This is a genomic window from Alteromonas sp. ABD4_190 (genome assembly GCF_056160105.1).
The window spans coordinates 1,717,666-1,732,401 of the sequence record NZ_JBSWWN010000001.1 but is presented as its reverse complement, the minus strand read 5'-3'; the positions used below and the strand labels follow the sequence as shown (position 1 = coordinate 1,732,401).

Genomic DNA, 14,736 nt, shown 5'->3' with positions numbered 1-14,736 from the left:
ATGACATATAAGTCTTTTTCGCAGCTTGAAGTAAACGGCAAAAACTTCAAGGCGGTCAATTTTGACAGTATAGGTAATCAGTATGCGCTCGACCGGCTACCTTTTTGTATTAAAATTCTTCTCGAGAACCTAATCCGACATGAAGATGAAGAGTTTGTAACTAGTAGTGATATTGAGCAAGTGGCTAAGTGGGACACTGACAACCACGCCGATCACGAAGTATCATTTGTTCCTGCGCGGGTTATTCTTCAAGACTTTACCGGCGTTCCTGCCATCGTCGATTTAGCTGCAATGCGAGATGCAGTCAATCGCTTGGGAGGCGATGCACAAGCAATTAACCCCCTAAACCCTGTAGAACTGGTCATTGACCACTCTGTGATGGTTGATCATTTCGCTGAAGAGAATGCATTAGAAAAGAATACCGATATAGAGATTGAGCGCAATAAAGAACGTTATCAATTTCTGAAGTGGGGGCAGTCTAGCTTTGACAATTTCAAAGTGGTTCCCCCTGGTCGCGGTATCGTGCATCAGGTTAATTTAGAGTATCTGGCTCGTTGTGCTTTTACCAAAGAGCAAGATGGTGAGACCTTGGTTTATCCAGATACCCTTGTGGGTACCGATTCTCACACCACCATGATTAATGGCCTTGGCGTACTTGGCTGGGGTGTGGGTGGTATTGAAGCAGAAGCGGCAATGCTAGGTCAACCCGTTACTATGCTATTGCCGAAAGTAGTAGGCTTTAGATTGTCCGGGAAATTACCTGCTGGTGTCACTGCTACTGACATGGTGCTAACTATCACACAGCAATTGCGTGAGCACGGCGTTGTTGGAAAGTTTGTAGAGTTCTATGGACCGGGTCTTAAGCATCTTACTACGGCAGATCGCGCAACAATCGCAAACATGGCACCAGAATATGGCGCAACGTGCGGTATCTTTCCGATAGACGATGTTGCGTTAGATTATTTGCGACTTACAGGTCGAGATGAAGACCAAATCGCTCTTGTAGAACAGTACGCCAAACTTAGTCACTTATGGCATGATGATCATTCAAAAGATGCACAGTACCATGAAACAACTGAACTCGATTTGGGCGAAGTAGTGCCATCACTTGCTGGGCCGAAACGCCCACAAGATCGCATTGCCCTAGACAATGCAGCAGAAGCGTTTAATGAATGGCATCGTTCGCAAATTGATGTGAAAGTACTAGATGAAGAAACCGATTTAATTGCTGAGGCTGGGCTGGGAACCAGTGATGATGTTGATGAAGACCATGATTCTTTTGTCGAGTTCAGAGGTAACAAGTTCAACTTAGAAGATGGTGCAATTGTAATCGCTGCTATCACCAGTTGTACTAACACGTCGAATCCATCAGTACTTGTTGGTGCAGGCTTACTAGCTAAGAAAGCCGCGGAAAAAGGATTAACACGTAAGCCGTGGGTTAAAACATCATTAGCACCTGGCTCACAGGTTGTTACTCAATATCTAGAAGATGCTGGTCTTATGGACCCGTTAGAATCCCTAGGGTTTAACCTAGTGGGCTATGGCTGTACAACCTGTATCGGTAACTCTGGTCCACTACCTGATGCCATTACTGATGCTATTAGAAAGGCGAAACTTACTGTTACTTCGGTGCTATCTGGTAATCGTAACTTTGAAGGACGCATTCACCCTGACGTAGCGGCAAACTATCTTGCATCACCACCTTTAGTAGTCGCGTATGCCTTAACAGGGAACATGAATATAGATATCACTAAAGAGCCGCTAGGCCAAGCGAGTGACGGTTCACCTGTTTACCTTAGAGACATCTGGCCTACTGAAGACGAAATTCAGCAATATATTGCTGAAAACGTTACTGGTGATTTGTTTAAAGAAAAGTATGCAGACGTGTTTAAAGGCGCCGGAGAATGGAATGAGCTAGAAGTGAGTAAAACATCTGTCTATGACTGGCCAGAGTCGACTTATATCAAGCATCCACCTTTCTTTGAAGTAATGGGTAAAGAGCCGGAAGCCTTGACGGCAATCGAAAATGCGCGATGCCTAGTGAAAGTTGGTGACTCAATCACGACAGACCATATTTCACCAGCGGGAGCCATCGCAAATGATAGCCCAGCAGGTGAGTACTTGCAGGCACAAGGTGTTGAGCCTAAAGACTTCAACTCTTATGGCTCTCGTCGCGGTAACCATGAGGTGATGATGAGAGGGACGTTTGCGAACGTTCGTCTTCAAAATCAACTGGCGCCGGGTACACGAGGCAGTGCGACAACCCACTATCCGAGCGGCGACAGCATGTCTATCTTCCACGCTGCTATGCGCTATAAAGAAGACGGTGTACCCGCAGTTGTCATTGGTGGTAAGGAGTACGGCACTGGCTCAAGTCGAGACTGGGCTGCAAAGGGGCCATCTCTTATGGGCGTGAAGGCTGTGCTTGCAGAAAGCTACGAGCGTATTCACCGATCTAACCTAATAGGAATGGGTATTCTGCCACTTCAATTCAAATCAGGTGACAGCGCGAGTTCTTTGGCGCTTAAAGGTAACGAGTCGTTCTCTATCGAGGCAGTTGAGCGCGGGCAGACCGAGGTTGAAGTAAAAGCTGTGTCAGACGACGGGCAAACAACCACCTTTATGATGGACATCAGAATTGATACATCTAACGAATTTACCTACTTTGAAAACGGTGGAATTCTTCACTACGTTATTCGAGAGTATTTAAAACGATAAGCGTCTATTCAAAAAACGTGGTAAAGGCTGCGTTTTCACCGCAGCCTTTATCCTAGTTTGATTTACAAAAGTTAACTACTAGTAGTAGCGTTTTTCGCAAATGATTTCTTTTATATGTGAACCAATTGCCGAACGCTTTTCACATCTTAAATCTTGCGCTTCCGCACCATATAAAGTGATATATTCTTCGACGTAAGGTTCTAGCGCTTTAATATAATCTTCGGGTAGAGCGTCTTTAATTTGACGGTAAGAGCGGTTCCATTCGGCAGTTTTTTGCTCCATTGCAACGCTCAGCCACAGCCAGCCCTCTTCATAATTGACCGGTGTTCCCCAGCCCTGAAAGTACATCTGTGCGAGATAGTACTGGCCTTCTTTATTACCCATCTTGGCAGACTCAGTGAGTTTCTCTAGCGCTTTTTCATACTTTTCAGCCTTGAGAGCATGTAGTCCCAAATCCAACGTCGAAAGATACTCAGACTTCCAAATATGATTTTTTGTCTTTACCTGCGCTATCGCAGGTACAGACAAAGTAATGCTAGATATGATTGTGACAACAGCGATAAATTTTTTCATTGGTATCCTTTCCGTTCCTTTTTTCTGTTTATACTATATTTTTCGTATTCAAAAAACCGTATTTAAGTACAGATTATGGAGGCTGCTATAGCGAAAATGATAAAAGCATTTAATCCCCACCTATAATTTGAACCTGCGCTATATCGGTATCGCCTTTGATTACTTTAAAAATGGCGTCTTGTACAAGGGTTCTCATGCCATCCGTAGTCGCTTGTGCTTTCATTTCTGCAACACTTGCTTCTTTATACACAAGAGAGCGCAACTCTGGTGTCATACCCAAGAGTTCATGAACACCTGTTCTTCCTCTATAACCGGTATTTCCACAGTCATTGCATCCTTTTCCACGATAGAGCATTAGAGGTTCCGGTAGATTCAATTCATGTAGATACTCAGCTCCATATTGACGCTCAATGAACGCCAAATCTTTTTCGCTTGCAGGATACTGTTCTTTACAATTAGGGCAAATTGTTCTTACTAGGCGCTGAGCTAATATGCCCACACAGGCATCTGAAAAGTTTACTGGGTCAAGTCCTAGATCAAGCAAACGTGTAATTGTTTCAGGCGCAGAGTTTGTATGAAGTGTAGATAACACTAAATGCCCCGTTAGTGAGGCTTCAATACCAGCATGTGCGGTTTCCTTGTCACGCATCTCACCAATCAGAATAATATCTGGATCGGCACGAAGAAAAGCTCTAAGCGCATTGGCGAACGTAAAGCCTATTTTTGCACTTACTTGCACCTGTTGTAGACCTGCTTGAGTTATCTCAACAGGGTCTTCCGCTGTCCAAATTTTCTTTTCTGGTGTGTTTAAGTAACCCAAAATGGCATGAAGAGTGGTAGTTTTACCTGAACCGGTAGGCCCTACAACAAGCAAAATGCCATGAGGCTTTTTGATCATATGCTCTAAGCGTTGCCTGTTAGTAGGTGCAAGATTCATTTTATCAATTGGCATTGCACCACCAGATGCCAATATCCGCATTACAACACCTTCTCCTGCAACTGTGGGGATGGTTGCAACACGAACTTCAACCAACTGCCCGCCCATTTTGAAGGCAAGTTTACCGTCTTGAGGTACTCGTTTTTCGGCAATATTAAGATTAGACATAATTTTAATACGCGCAATTACAGCATTGTGGTGCGAGTTAGGAACTTGGTTCATGTCTCGACACACGCCGTCTACGCGCATTCTTACGCGAGTAGGGGCATTTTTTTCTGGATCAATATGAATATCTGATGCGTTAAGGCGCTTAGCGTCATGTAAAATTCGACTAACTAATCTAACTACCGCAGGGGCGTCGTCAGATAGTTCGTCAAATTGTTCGTCGCTATCTTCTACTGATGAACCGATTTCATCTAGAATATCGCTCATCTCTCCTGGGCCAGAACTTGCGCCTTTTTCACCTAGATACTGCAATATAGTACTAGGTAAGCTCACTGCAATTTCATAACTATCTATACCCATAGCGCTTTCAATTTCCATTAAAAGCGAAGCGTTATTTGGCTCTGCCATGAGTACGATAGGTTTGTCATGAACATCAGCGAGTACAGCAACATAGTTGCGCTTTAAATAGCTGACATTAAGGCGACTGTCGTTTTCGAAGCGGTGATATTTGTCTGGTAAGTAAGGAAGATAAGGTACTTGGTAGTGAACGGAAAGTGAATTACCTATTTCTTCTTCTGGTACTCTATGCTCTTGCACTAGTATCTGAATCAGATTTCGAATATCTGACGCCGCTGCTTTAACATCTTCGAGAGCTTGCTCTTCGATAAGGCTCTTATGGACGAGTAAGTCAAAGGGGTTATTTGTGCCACCTAATTCAAACCTAAACTTATCCCCTAGTATCAGTGCTAAAGCATTGCAAAGTTCAACATCCTCTTTTAAAAAAGGCCCGGTACTTTTATTGATTACTTGGATAACGCCCATAAGTACGCCGGCATTCATAATGGGCACACATAAAATATTCCGAGTTTTAAAATCGCTATCTTTATCGAATCTATCTGCGAAGCGTAAACGAGGATGGATACTCTTTAATTGCTGGGAGTCGTACGGGTCATCTATAGTAATAGAGTTTTGAGAAAGCGCTACATATCCAGCAATAGACATGGGGCTGATAGGAACTTTGATCTCCAAAGTCTCCTTACCCGTTTTGAATCGTGCTACTAGGTCTTGATGCTGACGGCGACGTTGGAAAATACTCATTCGCTTAGCATCGAATAAGTCTAAAATCATAGGTTCAATTACGCTGTAAGCATCAAGCAGCGTAGAATGATTATTTAAGATGCGTCTAATTTGCGCAAATGTTTGTTGATTATTTACTACTTCCATAAATACACTTATGTAAGGTCAATGCCTACTTCCCTGTTGAACATTGAAGCTATGCTAACACTTCCTCTTAATTAAGACAGAAATTATACAATAAAACAGACATTTCTTCTCTACTACTCTAGTTTATGGGGAGCAGAAATAAAATATGTGTATAAAAACCAAACTGCCTCTTGCATTGCCCTCTTCTTTCTGTATAATTCGCGCCCACTGCCCAATTAGGGTATGAAGTTTTTAGCCGCAACCTCACTGCTTTTAGGGTGGTTGCCGAAGTAACGGATTCATCATTACTGATTAGCCTGTTGCTGGCGTGCTAGAAAAAAGAACAGGGTTCCGATAGGGAACCATCGGTTTACGCACATCTTTTCTTTCCGGAATTAATGGAAGAGAAAAGGTGAATTTTTTTGTTCTTTCGATTGGAGCTTAATCGATGCCAAATCAAAGAATTCGCATTCGTTTGAAAGCGTTTGATCACAAGTTGATCGATCAGTCTACGGCTGAAATCGTTGAAACTGCGAAACGCACTGGTGCTCAGGTAAGTGGTCCTATTCCTCTACCTACTCGCAAAGAACGCTATACAGTTCTGATTTCTCCGCACGTTAACAAAGACGCGCGTGATCAATATGAAATCCGTACTCACAAGCGTTTGGTAGACATCATCGAGCCAACTGATAAAACAGTTGACGCGTTGATGCGTTTGGACTTGGCTGCTGGCGTTGATGTTCAAATCAGCCTGGGCTAATAAGAGAGGGTTATAACAATGGCGATTGGTCTAGTCGGTCGTAAAGTGGGTATGACTCGCATCTTCACTGAAGATGGTACGTCTATCCCTGTGACTGTTATTGAAGCGACCCCAAACCGCGTTACTCAGCTTCGTACTGAGGAAACTGACGGTTATCGCGCTCTTCAGGTTACTGCTGGAACTAAGAAAGCTAACCGCATCAACAAAGCTGAAGCAGGTCACTTTGCTAAAGCTGGTGTTGAAGCTGGACGCACTCTAGTAGAATTCCGCCTAGAAGAAAACGAAGGTGCCGATATTGAAGTAGGCAGTGAAATCACTGTTGAAATCTTTAACGACACTAAAAAGATTGATGTAACTGGTACATCAAAAGGTAAAGGTTTCCAAGGTGCAATCAAACGCTGGAACTTCAGTTCACAGCGTATGACACACGGTAACTCTTTGTCACACCGCGCACCTGGTTCAATTGGTCAAAACCAATCACCAGGTAAAGTATTCAAAGGCAAGAAAATGGCTGGTCAGCTTGGTAACAAGCAAGTGACTACTCAGTCTTTGGAAGTTGTACGTGTTGACGTAGAGAACGGCCTTATCCTAGTTAAAGGTGCCGTACCTGGCGCAACTGGCAACGATGTAATCGTAAAGCCAGCTGTTAAAGCGTAACGTCTGGGGAGTGAACTGATGGAATTAACATTGAAAGACGCGCAAAGCGCTCTTGAAGTATCCGAAGCGACCTTTGGACGTGAATTCAACGAAGCCCTGGTACACCAGGTAGTTGTAGCTTACGGTGCAGGCGCTCGTCAGGGTACAAAAGCGCAGAAAACTCGCGCTGAAGTTCGTGGTGGCGGTAAGAAGCCATGGCGTCAAAAAGGTACTGGCCGTGCACGTGCTGGTACAATCCGTAGCCCAATTTGGGTTGGCGGTGGCCGTGCTTTCGCAGCAAAGCCTCGTGACTTTGACCAAAAAGTTAACAAGAAAATGTATCGCGGTGCACTTAAGAGCATCCTGTCTGAACTAATCCGTCAAGACCGTTTGGTTGTTGTAGAGAAGTTCGGTGTTGACGCACCTAAGACTAAAGCTCTTATTTCTGCACTTAACGAATATGAACTAAATGATGTTCTAATCGTTACTCCAGAAGTTGATGAGAACTTGTTCCTAGCGGCACGCAACTTGTACAAAGTTGACGTACGTGACGTAGCAGGCATCGACCCAGTGAGCTTGATTGCATTTGAAAAAGTGCTAATTACTGCTGATGCGGTTAAACAACTTGAGGAGGCGTTAGCATGAAAGAAGAACGTCTACTGAAGGTGCTAGTAGCACCTCACGTTTCAGAAAAGTCTACAATGGCTGCTGAAGCGAACAACACAGTTGTATTTAAAGTAGCTAAAGACGCGAACAAAGCTGAAATCAAAGCTGCAGTTGAAAAACTGTTTGAAGTTGAAGTTGAAGGTGTTCGTACTGTGAACGTTAAGGGTAAAACCAAGCGTCACGGCATGTCTTTCGGTAAGCGCAGCGACTGGAAAAAGGCCTACGTGGTTCTTAAAGAAGGTCAGGACATCGACTTTGTCGGTGGTGCTGAGTAAGAAGGGGATTAGAAATGCCATTATTGAAAGCTAAGCCAACTTCTGCCGGTCGTCGTCACGTTGTTCAGGTCGTAAATCCTGACCTGCACAAAGGTGCACCGTACGCACCTTTGCTTGAAAAGAACAGCAAATCTGGCGGTCGTAACAACAATGGTCGTATTACCACTCGTCACATTGGTGGTGGTCATAAGCAACACTACCGTGTAATCGACTTTAAACGCAACAAAGACGGCATTCCAGCCAAAGTTGAGCGTTTAGAATACGATCCAAACCGTTCTGCAAACATTGCACTAGTATTGTACGCAGACGGTGAACGTCGTTACATTCTGGCTCCAAAGGGTATGAAAGCAGGTGATGCAATCCAGTCTGGTTCGGGTGCTCCGATCAAGTCTGGTAACACGCTACCTATGCGTAACATCCCTGTAGGTACTGTTGTACACGCAATTGAAATGAAGCCTGGCAAGGGTGCACAAATCGCACGTTCTGCTGGTGCTTACGCTCAGATCCTAGCACGTGACGGAAACTACGTTACCCTACGTCTACGCTCTGGCGAAATGCGTAAAGTTCTTTCTGATTGCCGCGCCACCATTGGTGAAGTTGGTAATGCAGAACACATGCTTCGTTCACTAGGTAAAGCTGGTGCTACACGCTGGCGTGGTATTCGTCCTACCGTTCGTGGTGTTGCCATGAACCCGGTTGATCACCCACACGGTGGTGGTGAAGGTCGTACATCAGGCGGTCGTCACCCAGTAACTCCTTGGGGTGTTCCTACTAAAGGTAAGAAAACCCGAAGCAACAAGCGTACTGATAAGCTTATCGTACGTCGTCGAAACAAGTAATAGCGAGGATTCACCATGCCACGTTCTCTCAAGAAAGGTCCTTTTATTGACCTTCACTTGCTGAAGAAGGTAGAGGCTGCAGTGGAAAAGAACGAACGTAAACCAATCAAAACTTGGTCTCGTCGTTCTATGATCATCCCAGATATGATTGGGTTGACCATTGCGGTCCATAACGGTCGCCAACATGTACCTGTCATTATTAGTGACGAAATGGTCGGCCACAAGTTGGGCGAATTTGCGCCAACGCGTACTTACCGCGGCCATGTCGCGGATAAGAAAGCTAAACGTTAAGGGGTAGGAAGATGGAAGCATTAGCTAAACACCGTTTTGCCCGCACGTCGGCTCAAAAGGCACGCTTGGTTGCGGATCAAATTCGCGGTTTACACGTAGAGAAAGCTTTAGAAGTTCTTGCGTACAGCCCGAAGAAAAGCGCAGCGCTAGTAAAGAAAGTTTTGGAATCTGCGATTGCTAACGCAGAGCACAACGAAGGCGCGGACATCGACGAGCTAGTCGTTGCCAAGGTTTTCGTTGACGAAGGTCCAACTATGAAACGCATCAAGCCACGTGCTAAAGGCCGTGCTGATCGTATCTTTAAGCGCAGCAGTCACATCACTGTGGTTGTAGCGGATAACTAGGAGTAGATAATGGGACAGAAGGTACATCCTACAGGTATACGCCTGGGTATCAGCAAACCATGGACTTCTACCTGGTACGCTAATACTGCAGACTATGCAGACAACCTGTATAACGATCATCAGGTACGTCAGTATCTGACTAAGCAACTTAAGAACGCTTCACTTTCTAAAATCGTGATCGAGCGTCCTGCTAAGAGCATCCGTGTGACTATTCACACTGCTCGTCCAGGCGTAGTAATCGGTAAGAAAGGTGAAGACGTAGAAAAGCTGCGTAACTACGTATCTAAGCTAGCCGGTGTGCCAGCTCAGATCAACATCGCTGAAGTACGTAAGCCAGAGCTAGATGGTCAGCTAGTAGCTGACAGCATCTCTAGCCAGCTAGAGCGTCGTGTTATGTTCCGTCGTGCTATGAAGCGCGCAGTTCAAAACGCAATGCGTCTAGGCGCGAAAGGTATTAAAGTTGAAGTTAGCGGCCGTTTGGGCGGTGCAGAGATTGCACGTTCTGAATGGTACCGTGAAGGTCGCGTTCCTCTGCACACTTTCCGTGCGGACATCGATTACGCAACCTCTGAAGCGTCAACTACTTACGGTATCATCGGCGTTAAAGTATGGATCTTCAAAGGTGAAGTTCTAGGTGGTCTACCTACAACTCAAGAGCAAGCACCAGCTGCTCAACCTAAGAAGAAAGGCCGCAACGCTAAGCGAGAGGGCTAATCATGTTACAACCAAAACGCATGAAGTTCCGTAAGATGCACAAAGGCCGCAACCGCGGCTTCGCAGCGGGTAGCACTGTTGCCTTTGGTACTTACGGCCTTAAAGCAGTTGGCCGTGGTCGAATGACTGCGCGCCAAATCGAAGCAGCGCGTCGTGCTATGACTCGTCACGTTAAGCGTCAAGGTAAAATTTGGATTCGAGTTTTCCCTGACAAGCCAATTACTGAGAAGCCTCTTGAAGTGCGTCAAGGTAAAGGTAAAGGTAACGTTGAGTACTGGGTATGCCAAATTCAGCCTGGTCGTGTTCTTTACGAGATGGAAGGTGTTCCTGAAAATCTTGCACGCGAAGCGTTTGAATTGGCAGCGGCTAAACTGCCATTTAAAACAACCTTTGTAACTCGGACGGTGATGTAATGAAAGCGACTGAACTGAAAGACAAAAGCGTAGAAGAGCTGAACGCAGAGTTGATTAACCTGCTACGCGAACAGTTCAACCTACGCATGCAGCACACAACAGGTCAGCTTGAAAAAACTGATCAGTTGAGAAAAGTACGTCGTAACATCGCGCGTGTTAAAACCATTCTGACTCAAAAGGCTGATGCGTAATGACTGAGCAAAAAATTCGTACAGTACAAGGTCGTGTGGTTAGCAACAAGATGGATAAAACCATCACTGTTGTAGTTGAACGTTTTGTTAAGCACCCAATCTACGGGAAGTTCATCAAGCGCTCTACTAAGCTTCACGCCCACGACGAAAACAACGTGTGCAACCAAGGTGACGTAGTAACAGTACGTGAATGTCGCCCGCTATCTAAGAACAAATCTTGGATGCTAGTTGACGTTGTTGAAAAAGCTGGCGTTTAATCGCTAACTTTTTTCAAAGTCTTAAAAAAGCCGCTTTCGAGCGGCTTTTTTGTGTTTGCTAAACCACCCTAAATAGTCAACAGGGTGAACTTTACTCAATAACAAACTTTGCTTTTTTCTTTCATACTTTCACTACTCGTCGATAAAGCGCAGCATACTCTCTTGCCATATTCTCTATGCTAAAGTGTGTTTTCACATGCTGGTGAAGTGCTTTACCTAATGCTATCTTTTCTTCGGGTTTTGCTATCAATAAGCTTACTGCTTGCACAAGTCCGCTGACATCTCCAGGACTTACCATCAAACCCGTTTCCTTGTGTTTTATAATTTCCGGAATTCCGCCAACGGGGGTTGATACAACAGCACGTTTGCTTATACCTGCTTGTAGAAGTATAACGCCAAGGCCTTCAGCGTAAGCGGGGTGAACCAGCGCGTCTATATTTGGCAATATGCTAGCGACGTCGTTAGTAAACCCGCACAGCTTTACGCTACTGTGCAGGTTGTATTCGTCGATTAACGACTTATAGTGTTCTTCTTGCGAGCCCTTACCAAAAAGAAGGCAAGTTAGGTTATTGAATTGCGTTGTTAGCTCTCGCATAGCGAGTATCAAATCGGCTTGCCCTTTACGGGGGATATATTGTGCAAAATTAGCGATAATGAAGTGGTGCTGAGGAATATTAAACTTATTCCTTAACCACTGCTGGTCAGCCGGCTGTCCGTATTCTTCCTGGTCAACGGCAGAGTGAATAACTCCTTGGTATTTTACTTTTTCGCAATGCTTTGAGACAACCTTGCGCACACCTTCCGATATGCTTATAACAGCTTCGTATTCTCGATATTTAAAGCGAGCGAATTTACTTTCTGTGTTATCTACACGTCGGGTACATATCGCCGGTATTCCAGTGAACTTTGCTGCCAGTGCGCCCCAGACATCAGCGCCACGTCGACTATGTACGTGAATTATGTCGGGCCTAATGCGCTTTATAGCGTCAAGTAAACGCTTAAAGCCCATTAGGTCGGTATCGCCATTGTAGCCAATAGAGAGGGTTTTACAGCGGTCAAAATTGTAATGACTGATTTCGCTACTAGCGGCACAAACAAGATGTTGAGTAAACCTAGTGTCTTTATCTAGCGCACCGATTAGATAAGTTACTTGCTTCGCACCACCGTATAAATGCCTTCCCAACTCGATATGCAGAACGTTAATGTTGACAGAATGCTTGTTGCTCATATTAGTGGTTTATATATGGTTTAAGCTGATTAAAGACTTGTTCAGGTGTAACGAGCGTCATGCAGTCAAAGCGGCCATTGCATGTGGGTTTTCGTTTACATGGGGCACAAGGCATGTCTTCAAACAGTACATGGGTATCTGCATTTTCAGTGATGGTGTAGGGTCTTGTTGAACCAAAAATGGCAATAGTAGGTTTTTTATAGCTTGTAGCTAAATGGGTAAGACCCGTATCTACGCCAACAAATGCATGGCAAAGTGATAGCACGCTTACGGACTCCTCTAAGCTAATTTTACCTGCCAGCGAAATTACTCCGTTACATTCAAAGGTTAAGGCTTCTGCTTTTGCAGTATCCCCAGGGCCTCCTAAAATAGCGATAGGTAAACTAGAGTGTTTGCGTACCTTGTGAATTAAACTTTGCCAGTGTTCAGAAGGCCAATGCTTTTGAGGGCGAGTGGTAAAAGGCGCGATGGCTATAAAGGGTTGTGTTAAGCCTAAGTGACTAGTTTTCAATATCGCTGACTGCATAGTAGCGCTACTTGATCTGATGCACATTTCATAGTCTGAGCTATCATTGTTTTCAGCGCTGCAAAGTGAATATAGTGTTTTAGCGAGATGTCGATATTCGCTGCTAATTTGTTGTGATGTTGGCTTATCTAGCGCGAGAGTGAGTAATCTCTGGCTATTTTCCTTGCTCTTAAAACCTATACGTTGTGAAGCACCACTGATGTAAGCGAAAAAGGCGCTTTTCAACAGACCTTGCGCTTCAATTGCCACTTTGAAGTTCTTTTCTCTGAGCTGTTTTCTAAACGCTTTTATAGTTTTAAAAAGCGCCCAGTATTTTTTAGCCTTTAACAGCGCTCGCCATTCGTTTTTTGGCCACGCAATAACGTGGTCGACATAAGGCTGACTGCTAACTAGCGCGACATAGGGGGCTTCTACTAACCAAGTTAATTCAACAGGCTCACCGTGTTGGGAATAACTTTGCTTTATGCTAGACGGTAGGCCAGAAGCCATTACAATATCGCCAATTGCGCTAAGCCTGATAAAAAGAATTTGTTGTACGTCTTTCGGCATTAGAATAGGCTTTCAAAATTCACGTGAAGCTAACTAGCTAGCAATATCATCACAGTTTGACGACACTTTAATGACGCACATTGTATTAACGGTTATGTATGCGTTTATGTTTACCATTAAGGACAATTTATGTTTGCTGCCGAGCGTAACGGCTACAAACCCACACTTATCGAAGATATATGCCGATGGGCATATTCGCTTGTATTAGTGTTCATTATTCCCTTCGCCTTTTTACAGTTAATGCTAAGAGGTACCACCAGAAACAAAGACTATAACCGCAGAAGGTTTGAACGCTTTGGGTTCGTCGCACATGCACCTAAAAAAGACGGATACTTATTTCACTGCGTTTCAGTGGGAGAGGTGGTCGCGGCTTCTTGTTTAATTAAGCGCATCATGGCGGACGATCCCGATTGCCAAATTACGGTGACCACCACTACGCCTACTGGCTCTGCGCGGGTACGCGCAATCTTCGGTGACAGCGTGCATCACTTTTACTTACCTTACGATCTACATATGGCTATGGCAGGAATGCTTAGAAGAATTCAGCCCAAAGCTGTGCTAATTACCGAGGTAGAGTTATGGCCTAACCTTATCCACGCATGCTGGAAACGGGATATACCTGTAATGGTCGTTAACGCTCGTATGACCGATAGGTCTGCCAGACGTTATAAAAAGATTGGTAAGTTGTTTAACCCTATGCTCGCTAAGCTTTACCATATTTGTGCCCAAGGGCAGCGCGACTACAAAAATTACGCATGGCTTGGGGTGCCCGATAAAAAGCTTACGCTTACTAACAACATTAAGTTCGACCAAGTAGCTTCTGCTACCGCGCCGGAGCATCCTTTTTTAGGTTTGAATCGAGCAGATTACCCCATACTTGTAGCGGGGAGTACCCATGACCTTGAAGAAGAAGCGGTACTTCAAGCGGCCAAAGAGTTGTGGCAAAAAAGCCCTTCCTTAAAAGTAATTATTGTTCCGCGTCACCCCGAGCGTTTCGATACAGTAGCGAAACTTATTGAAGCTAATTCACTACCCTTTGTTCGAAGTTCTCAAGTGCAATCTGTACCAGAAGATACCAATGTTGTGTTACTCGATGAGATGGGAAAATTAAATGATGCCTATGCGGTGGCTTCTTTCGCCTTTGTTGGTGGCTCCATAGCTGATAGAGGGGGGCACAATGCCCTAGAGCCTGCAAGCTTTTCTATTCCAATAATAATGGGCCCTCACACTTATAATAATCCGGTTATCTGCAGTTATTTAGAAGAGTGTGGCGCGCTGATAAAAGTAGAGAGTGGGGAAGCAATGTCGGCGATTGTGAATAGATGGCTTCTAAACCCCAATGAGCGAGAAAAAGCAGGCCAATCAGGCCGTAAAGTACTAGAAGAAAATAGTGGTGCTCTTGAAGCTACAGTTCAGTGCATACGAAAATACGTTAACTAATTGTTTTGATT

17 protein-coding genes are annotated in these 14,736 nt (G+C 44.7%); 13 read left to right on the top strand and 4 right to left on the bottom strand.

Translation table 11 applies throughout. The annotated features are described in order from the left end of the window. Positions 1-2,718, top strand: a complete 2,718-nt coding sequence (acnA, locus tag ACXAFM_RS07665; protein ID WP_474834049.1) for an aconitate hydratase AcnA — start codon at positions 1-3, stop codon at positions 2,716-2,718. Between the two features lie 78 nt (positions 2,719-2,796). Here the strand turns inward: acnA and ACXAFM_RS07660 are convergent, their stop codons facing one another. Beyond that, the gene (locus ACXAFM_RS07660; protein ID WP_474828319.1) at positions 2,797-3,291 is read right to left on the bottom strand and encodes an SEL1-like repeat protein; all 495 of its coding nucleotides are present in this window, start codon (positions 3,289-3,291) and stop codon (positions 2,797-2,799) included. Positions 3,292-3,400: 109 nt separating this feature from the next. After that, positions 3,401-5,617: a GspE/PulE family protein gene (locus ACXAFM_RS07655; protein WP_474828317.1), complete on the bottom strand. Its 2,217-nt coding sequence runs from the start codon at positions 5,615-5,617 to the stop codon at positions 3,401-3,403. A 427-nt stretch (positions 5,618-6,044) separates the two neighbouring features. Between ACXAFM_RS07655 and rpsJ the strand changes: the two genes are divergently transcribed. The 11 genes from rpsJ to rpsQ are packed head-to-tail and all read left to right on the top strand — an operon-like array spanning position 6,045 to position 10,982. After that, positions 6,045-6,356 (top strand): 30S ribosomal protein S10, encoded by a 312-nt coding sequence (rpsJ, locus tag ACXAFM_RS07650; protein WP_010179497.1) that lies wholly within the window; start codon positions 6,045-6,047, stop codon positions 6,354-6,356. Between the two features lie 18 nt (positions 6,357-6,374). Continuing rightward, entirely contained in the window at positions 6,375-7,013 is a 639-nt protein-coding gene (gene rplC, locus ACXAFM_RS07645; RefSeq protein ID WP_014947975.1) for a 50S ribosomal protein L3, read from the top strand. Positions 7,014-7,031: 18 nt separating this feature from the next. Beyond that, positions 7,032-7,637 (top strand): 50S ribosomal protein L4, encoded by a 606-nt coding sequence (gene rplD, locus ACXAFM_RS07640; protein ID WP_118490523.1) that lies wholly within the window; start codon positions 7,032-7,034, stop codon positions 7,635-7,637. Next, positions 7,634-7,933 (top strand): 50S ribosomal protein L23, encoded by a 300-nt coding sequence (gene rplW / locus ACXAFM_RS07635; RefSeq protein ID WP_012516959.1) that lies wholly within the window; start codon positions 7,634-7,636, stop codon positions 7,931-7,933. The genes rplD and rplW overlap by 4 nt, the downstream gene beginning before the upstream one ends. A gap of 14 nt (positions 7,934-7,947) precedes the next feature. Next, a complete protein-coding gene (gene rplB / locus ACXAFM_RS07630; RefSeq protein ID WP_012516960.1) occupies positions 7,948-8,772 on the top strand; it encodes a 50S ribosomal protein L2 in 825 nt (274 codons plus the stop codon). Between the two features lie 15 nt (positions 8,773-8,787). Then, positions 8,788-9,063, top strand: a complete 276-nt coding sequence (rpsS, locus tag ACXAFM_RS07625) for a 30S ribosomal protein S19 (RefSeq protein WP_012516961.1) — start codon at positions 8,788-8,790, stop codon at positions 9,061-9,063. 11 nt (positions 9,064-9,074) lie between these two features. Continuing rightward, positions 9,075-9,407: a 50S ribosomal protein L22 gene (rplV, locus tag ACXAFM_RS07620; protein WP_012516962.1), complete on the top strand. Its 333-nt coding sequence runs from the start codon at positions 9,075-9,077 to the stop codon at positions 9,405-9,407. Positions 9,408-9,416: 9 nt separating this feature from the next. Continuing rightward, positions 9,417-10,121 carry a 30S ribosomal protein S3 gene (rpsC, locus tag ACXAFM_RS07615; protein ID WP_014947978.1) on the top strand — a complete coding sequence of 235 codons (705 nt, stop codon included), beginning with the start codon at positions 9,417-9,419 and terminating at the stop codon, positions 10,119-10,121. Positions 10,122-10,123: 2 nt separating this feature from the next. Beyond that, entirely contained in the window at positions 10,124-10,534 is a 411-nt protein-coding gene (rplP, locus tag ACXAFM_RS07610) for a 50S ribosomal protein L16 (RefSeq protein WP_012516964.1), read from the top strand. Beyond that, entirely contained in the window at positions 10,534-10,725 is a 192-nt protein-coding gene (gene rpmC, locus ACXAFM_RS07605; protein ID WP_012516965.1) for a 50S ribosomal protein L29, read from the top strand. The genes rplP and rpmC overlap by 1 nt, the downstream gene beginning before the upstream one ends. Next, positions 10,725-10,982, top strand: coding sequence for a 30S ribosomal protein S17 (gene rpsQ, locus ACXAFM_RS07600; protein ID WP_012516966.1), 258 nt, complete (start codon positions 10,725-10,727; stop codon positions 10,980-10,982). The genes rpmC and rpsQ overlap by 1 nt, the downstream gene beginning before the upstream one ends. A 121-nt stretch (positions 10,983-11,103) precedes the next feature. Here the strand turns inward: rpsQ and ACXAFM_RS07595 are convergent, their stop codons facing one another. Beyond that, positions 11,104-12,210 carry a glycosyltransferase family 4 protein gene (locus tag ACXAFM_RS07595; RefSeq protein ID WP_474828312.1) on the bottom strand — a complete coding sequence of 369 codons (1,107 nt, stop codon included), beginning with the start codon at positions 12,208-12,210 and terminating at the stop codon, positions 11,104-11,106. A 1-nt stretch (position 12,211) separates the two neighbouring features. Next, complete coding sequence (locus tag ACXAFM_RS07590; protein WP_474828309.1) at positions 12,212-13,285, bottom strand: glycosyltransferase family 9 protein; 1,074 nt, start codon at positions 13,283-13,285, stop codon at positions 12,212-12,214. 129 nt (positions 13,286-13,414) lie between these two features. Here ACXAFM_RS07590 and ACXAFM_RS07585 point away from each other — a divergent pair, with 129 nt between their 5' ends. Beyond that, positions 13,415-14,725, top strand: a complete 1,311-nt coding sequence (locus tag ACXAFM_RS07585; RefSeq protein WP_474828307.1) for a 3-deoxy-D-manno-octulosonic acid transferase — start codon at positions 13,415-13,417, stop codon at positions 14,723-14,725. The last annotated feature ends 11 nt before the right edge of the window (positions 14,726-14,736 follow it).

Coding starts and splice junctions, on each gene's coding strand:
- acnA (WP_474834049.1), top strand. CDS start 1: ATGACATATAAGTCTTTTTCGCAGCTTGAAGTAAACGGCAAAAACTTC.
- ACXAFM_RS07660 (WP_474828319.1), bottom strand. CDS start 3,291: ATGAAAAAATTTATCGCTGTTGTCACAATCATATCTAGCATTACTTTG.
- ACXAFM_RS07655 (WP_474828317.1), bottom strand. CDS start 5,617: ATGGAAGTAGTAAATAATCAACAAACATTTGCGCAAATTAGACGCATC.
- rpsJ (WP_010179497.1), top strand. CDS start 6,045: ATGCCAAATCAAAGAATTCGCATTCGTTTGAAAGCGTTTGATCACAAG.
- rplC (WP_014947975.1), top strand. CDS start 6,375: ATGGCGATTGGTCTAGTCGGTCGTAAAGTGGGTATGACTCGCATCTTC.
- rplD (WP_118490523.1), top strand. CDS start 7,032: ATGGAATTAACATTGAAAGACGCGCAAAGCGCTCTTGAAGTATCCGAA.
- rplW (WP_012516959.1), top strand. CDS start 7,634: ATGAAAGAAGAACGTCTACTGAAGGTGCTAGTAGCACCTCACGTTTCA.
- rplB (WP_012516960.1), top strand. CDS start 7,948: ATGCCATTATTGAAAGCTAAGCCAACTTCTGCCGGTCGTCGTCACGTT.
- rpsS (WP_012516961.1), top strand. CDS start 8,788: ATGCCACGTTCTCTCAAGAAAGGTCCTTTTATTGACCTTCACTTGCTG.
- rplV (WP_012516962.1), top strand. CDS start 9,075: ATGGAAGCATTAGCTAAACACCGTTTTGCCCGCACGTCGGCTCAAAAG.
- rpsC (WP_014947978.1), top strand. CDS start 9,417: ATGGGACAGAAGGTACATCCTACAGGTATACGCCTGGGTATCAGCAAA.
- rplP (WP_012516964.1), top strand. CDS start 10,124: ATGTTACAACCAAAACGCATGAAGTTCCGTAAGATGCACAAAGGCCGC.
- rpmC (WP_012516965.1), top strand. CDS start 10,534: ATGAAAGCGACTGAACTGAAAGACAAAAGCGTAGAAGAGCTGAACGCA.
- rpsQ (WP_012516966.1), top strand. CDS start 10,725: ATGACTGAGCAAAAAATTCGTACAGTACAAGGTCGTGTGGTTAGCAAC.
- ACXAFM_RS07595 (WP_474828312.1), bottom strand. CDS start 12,210: ATGAGCAACAAGCATTCTGTCAACATTAACGTTCTGCATATCGAGTTG.
- ACXAFM_RS07590 (WP_474828309.1), bottom strand. CDS start 13,285: ATGCCGAAAGACGTACAACAAATTCTTTTTATCAGGCTTAGCGCAATT.
- ACXAFM_RS07585 (WP_474828307.1), top strand. CDS start 13,415: ATGTTTGCTGCCGAGCGTAACGGCTACAAACCCACACTTATCGAAGAT.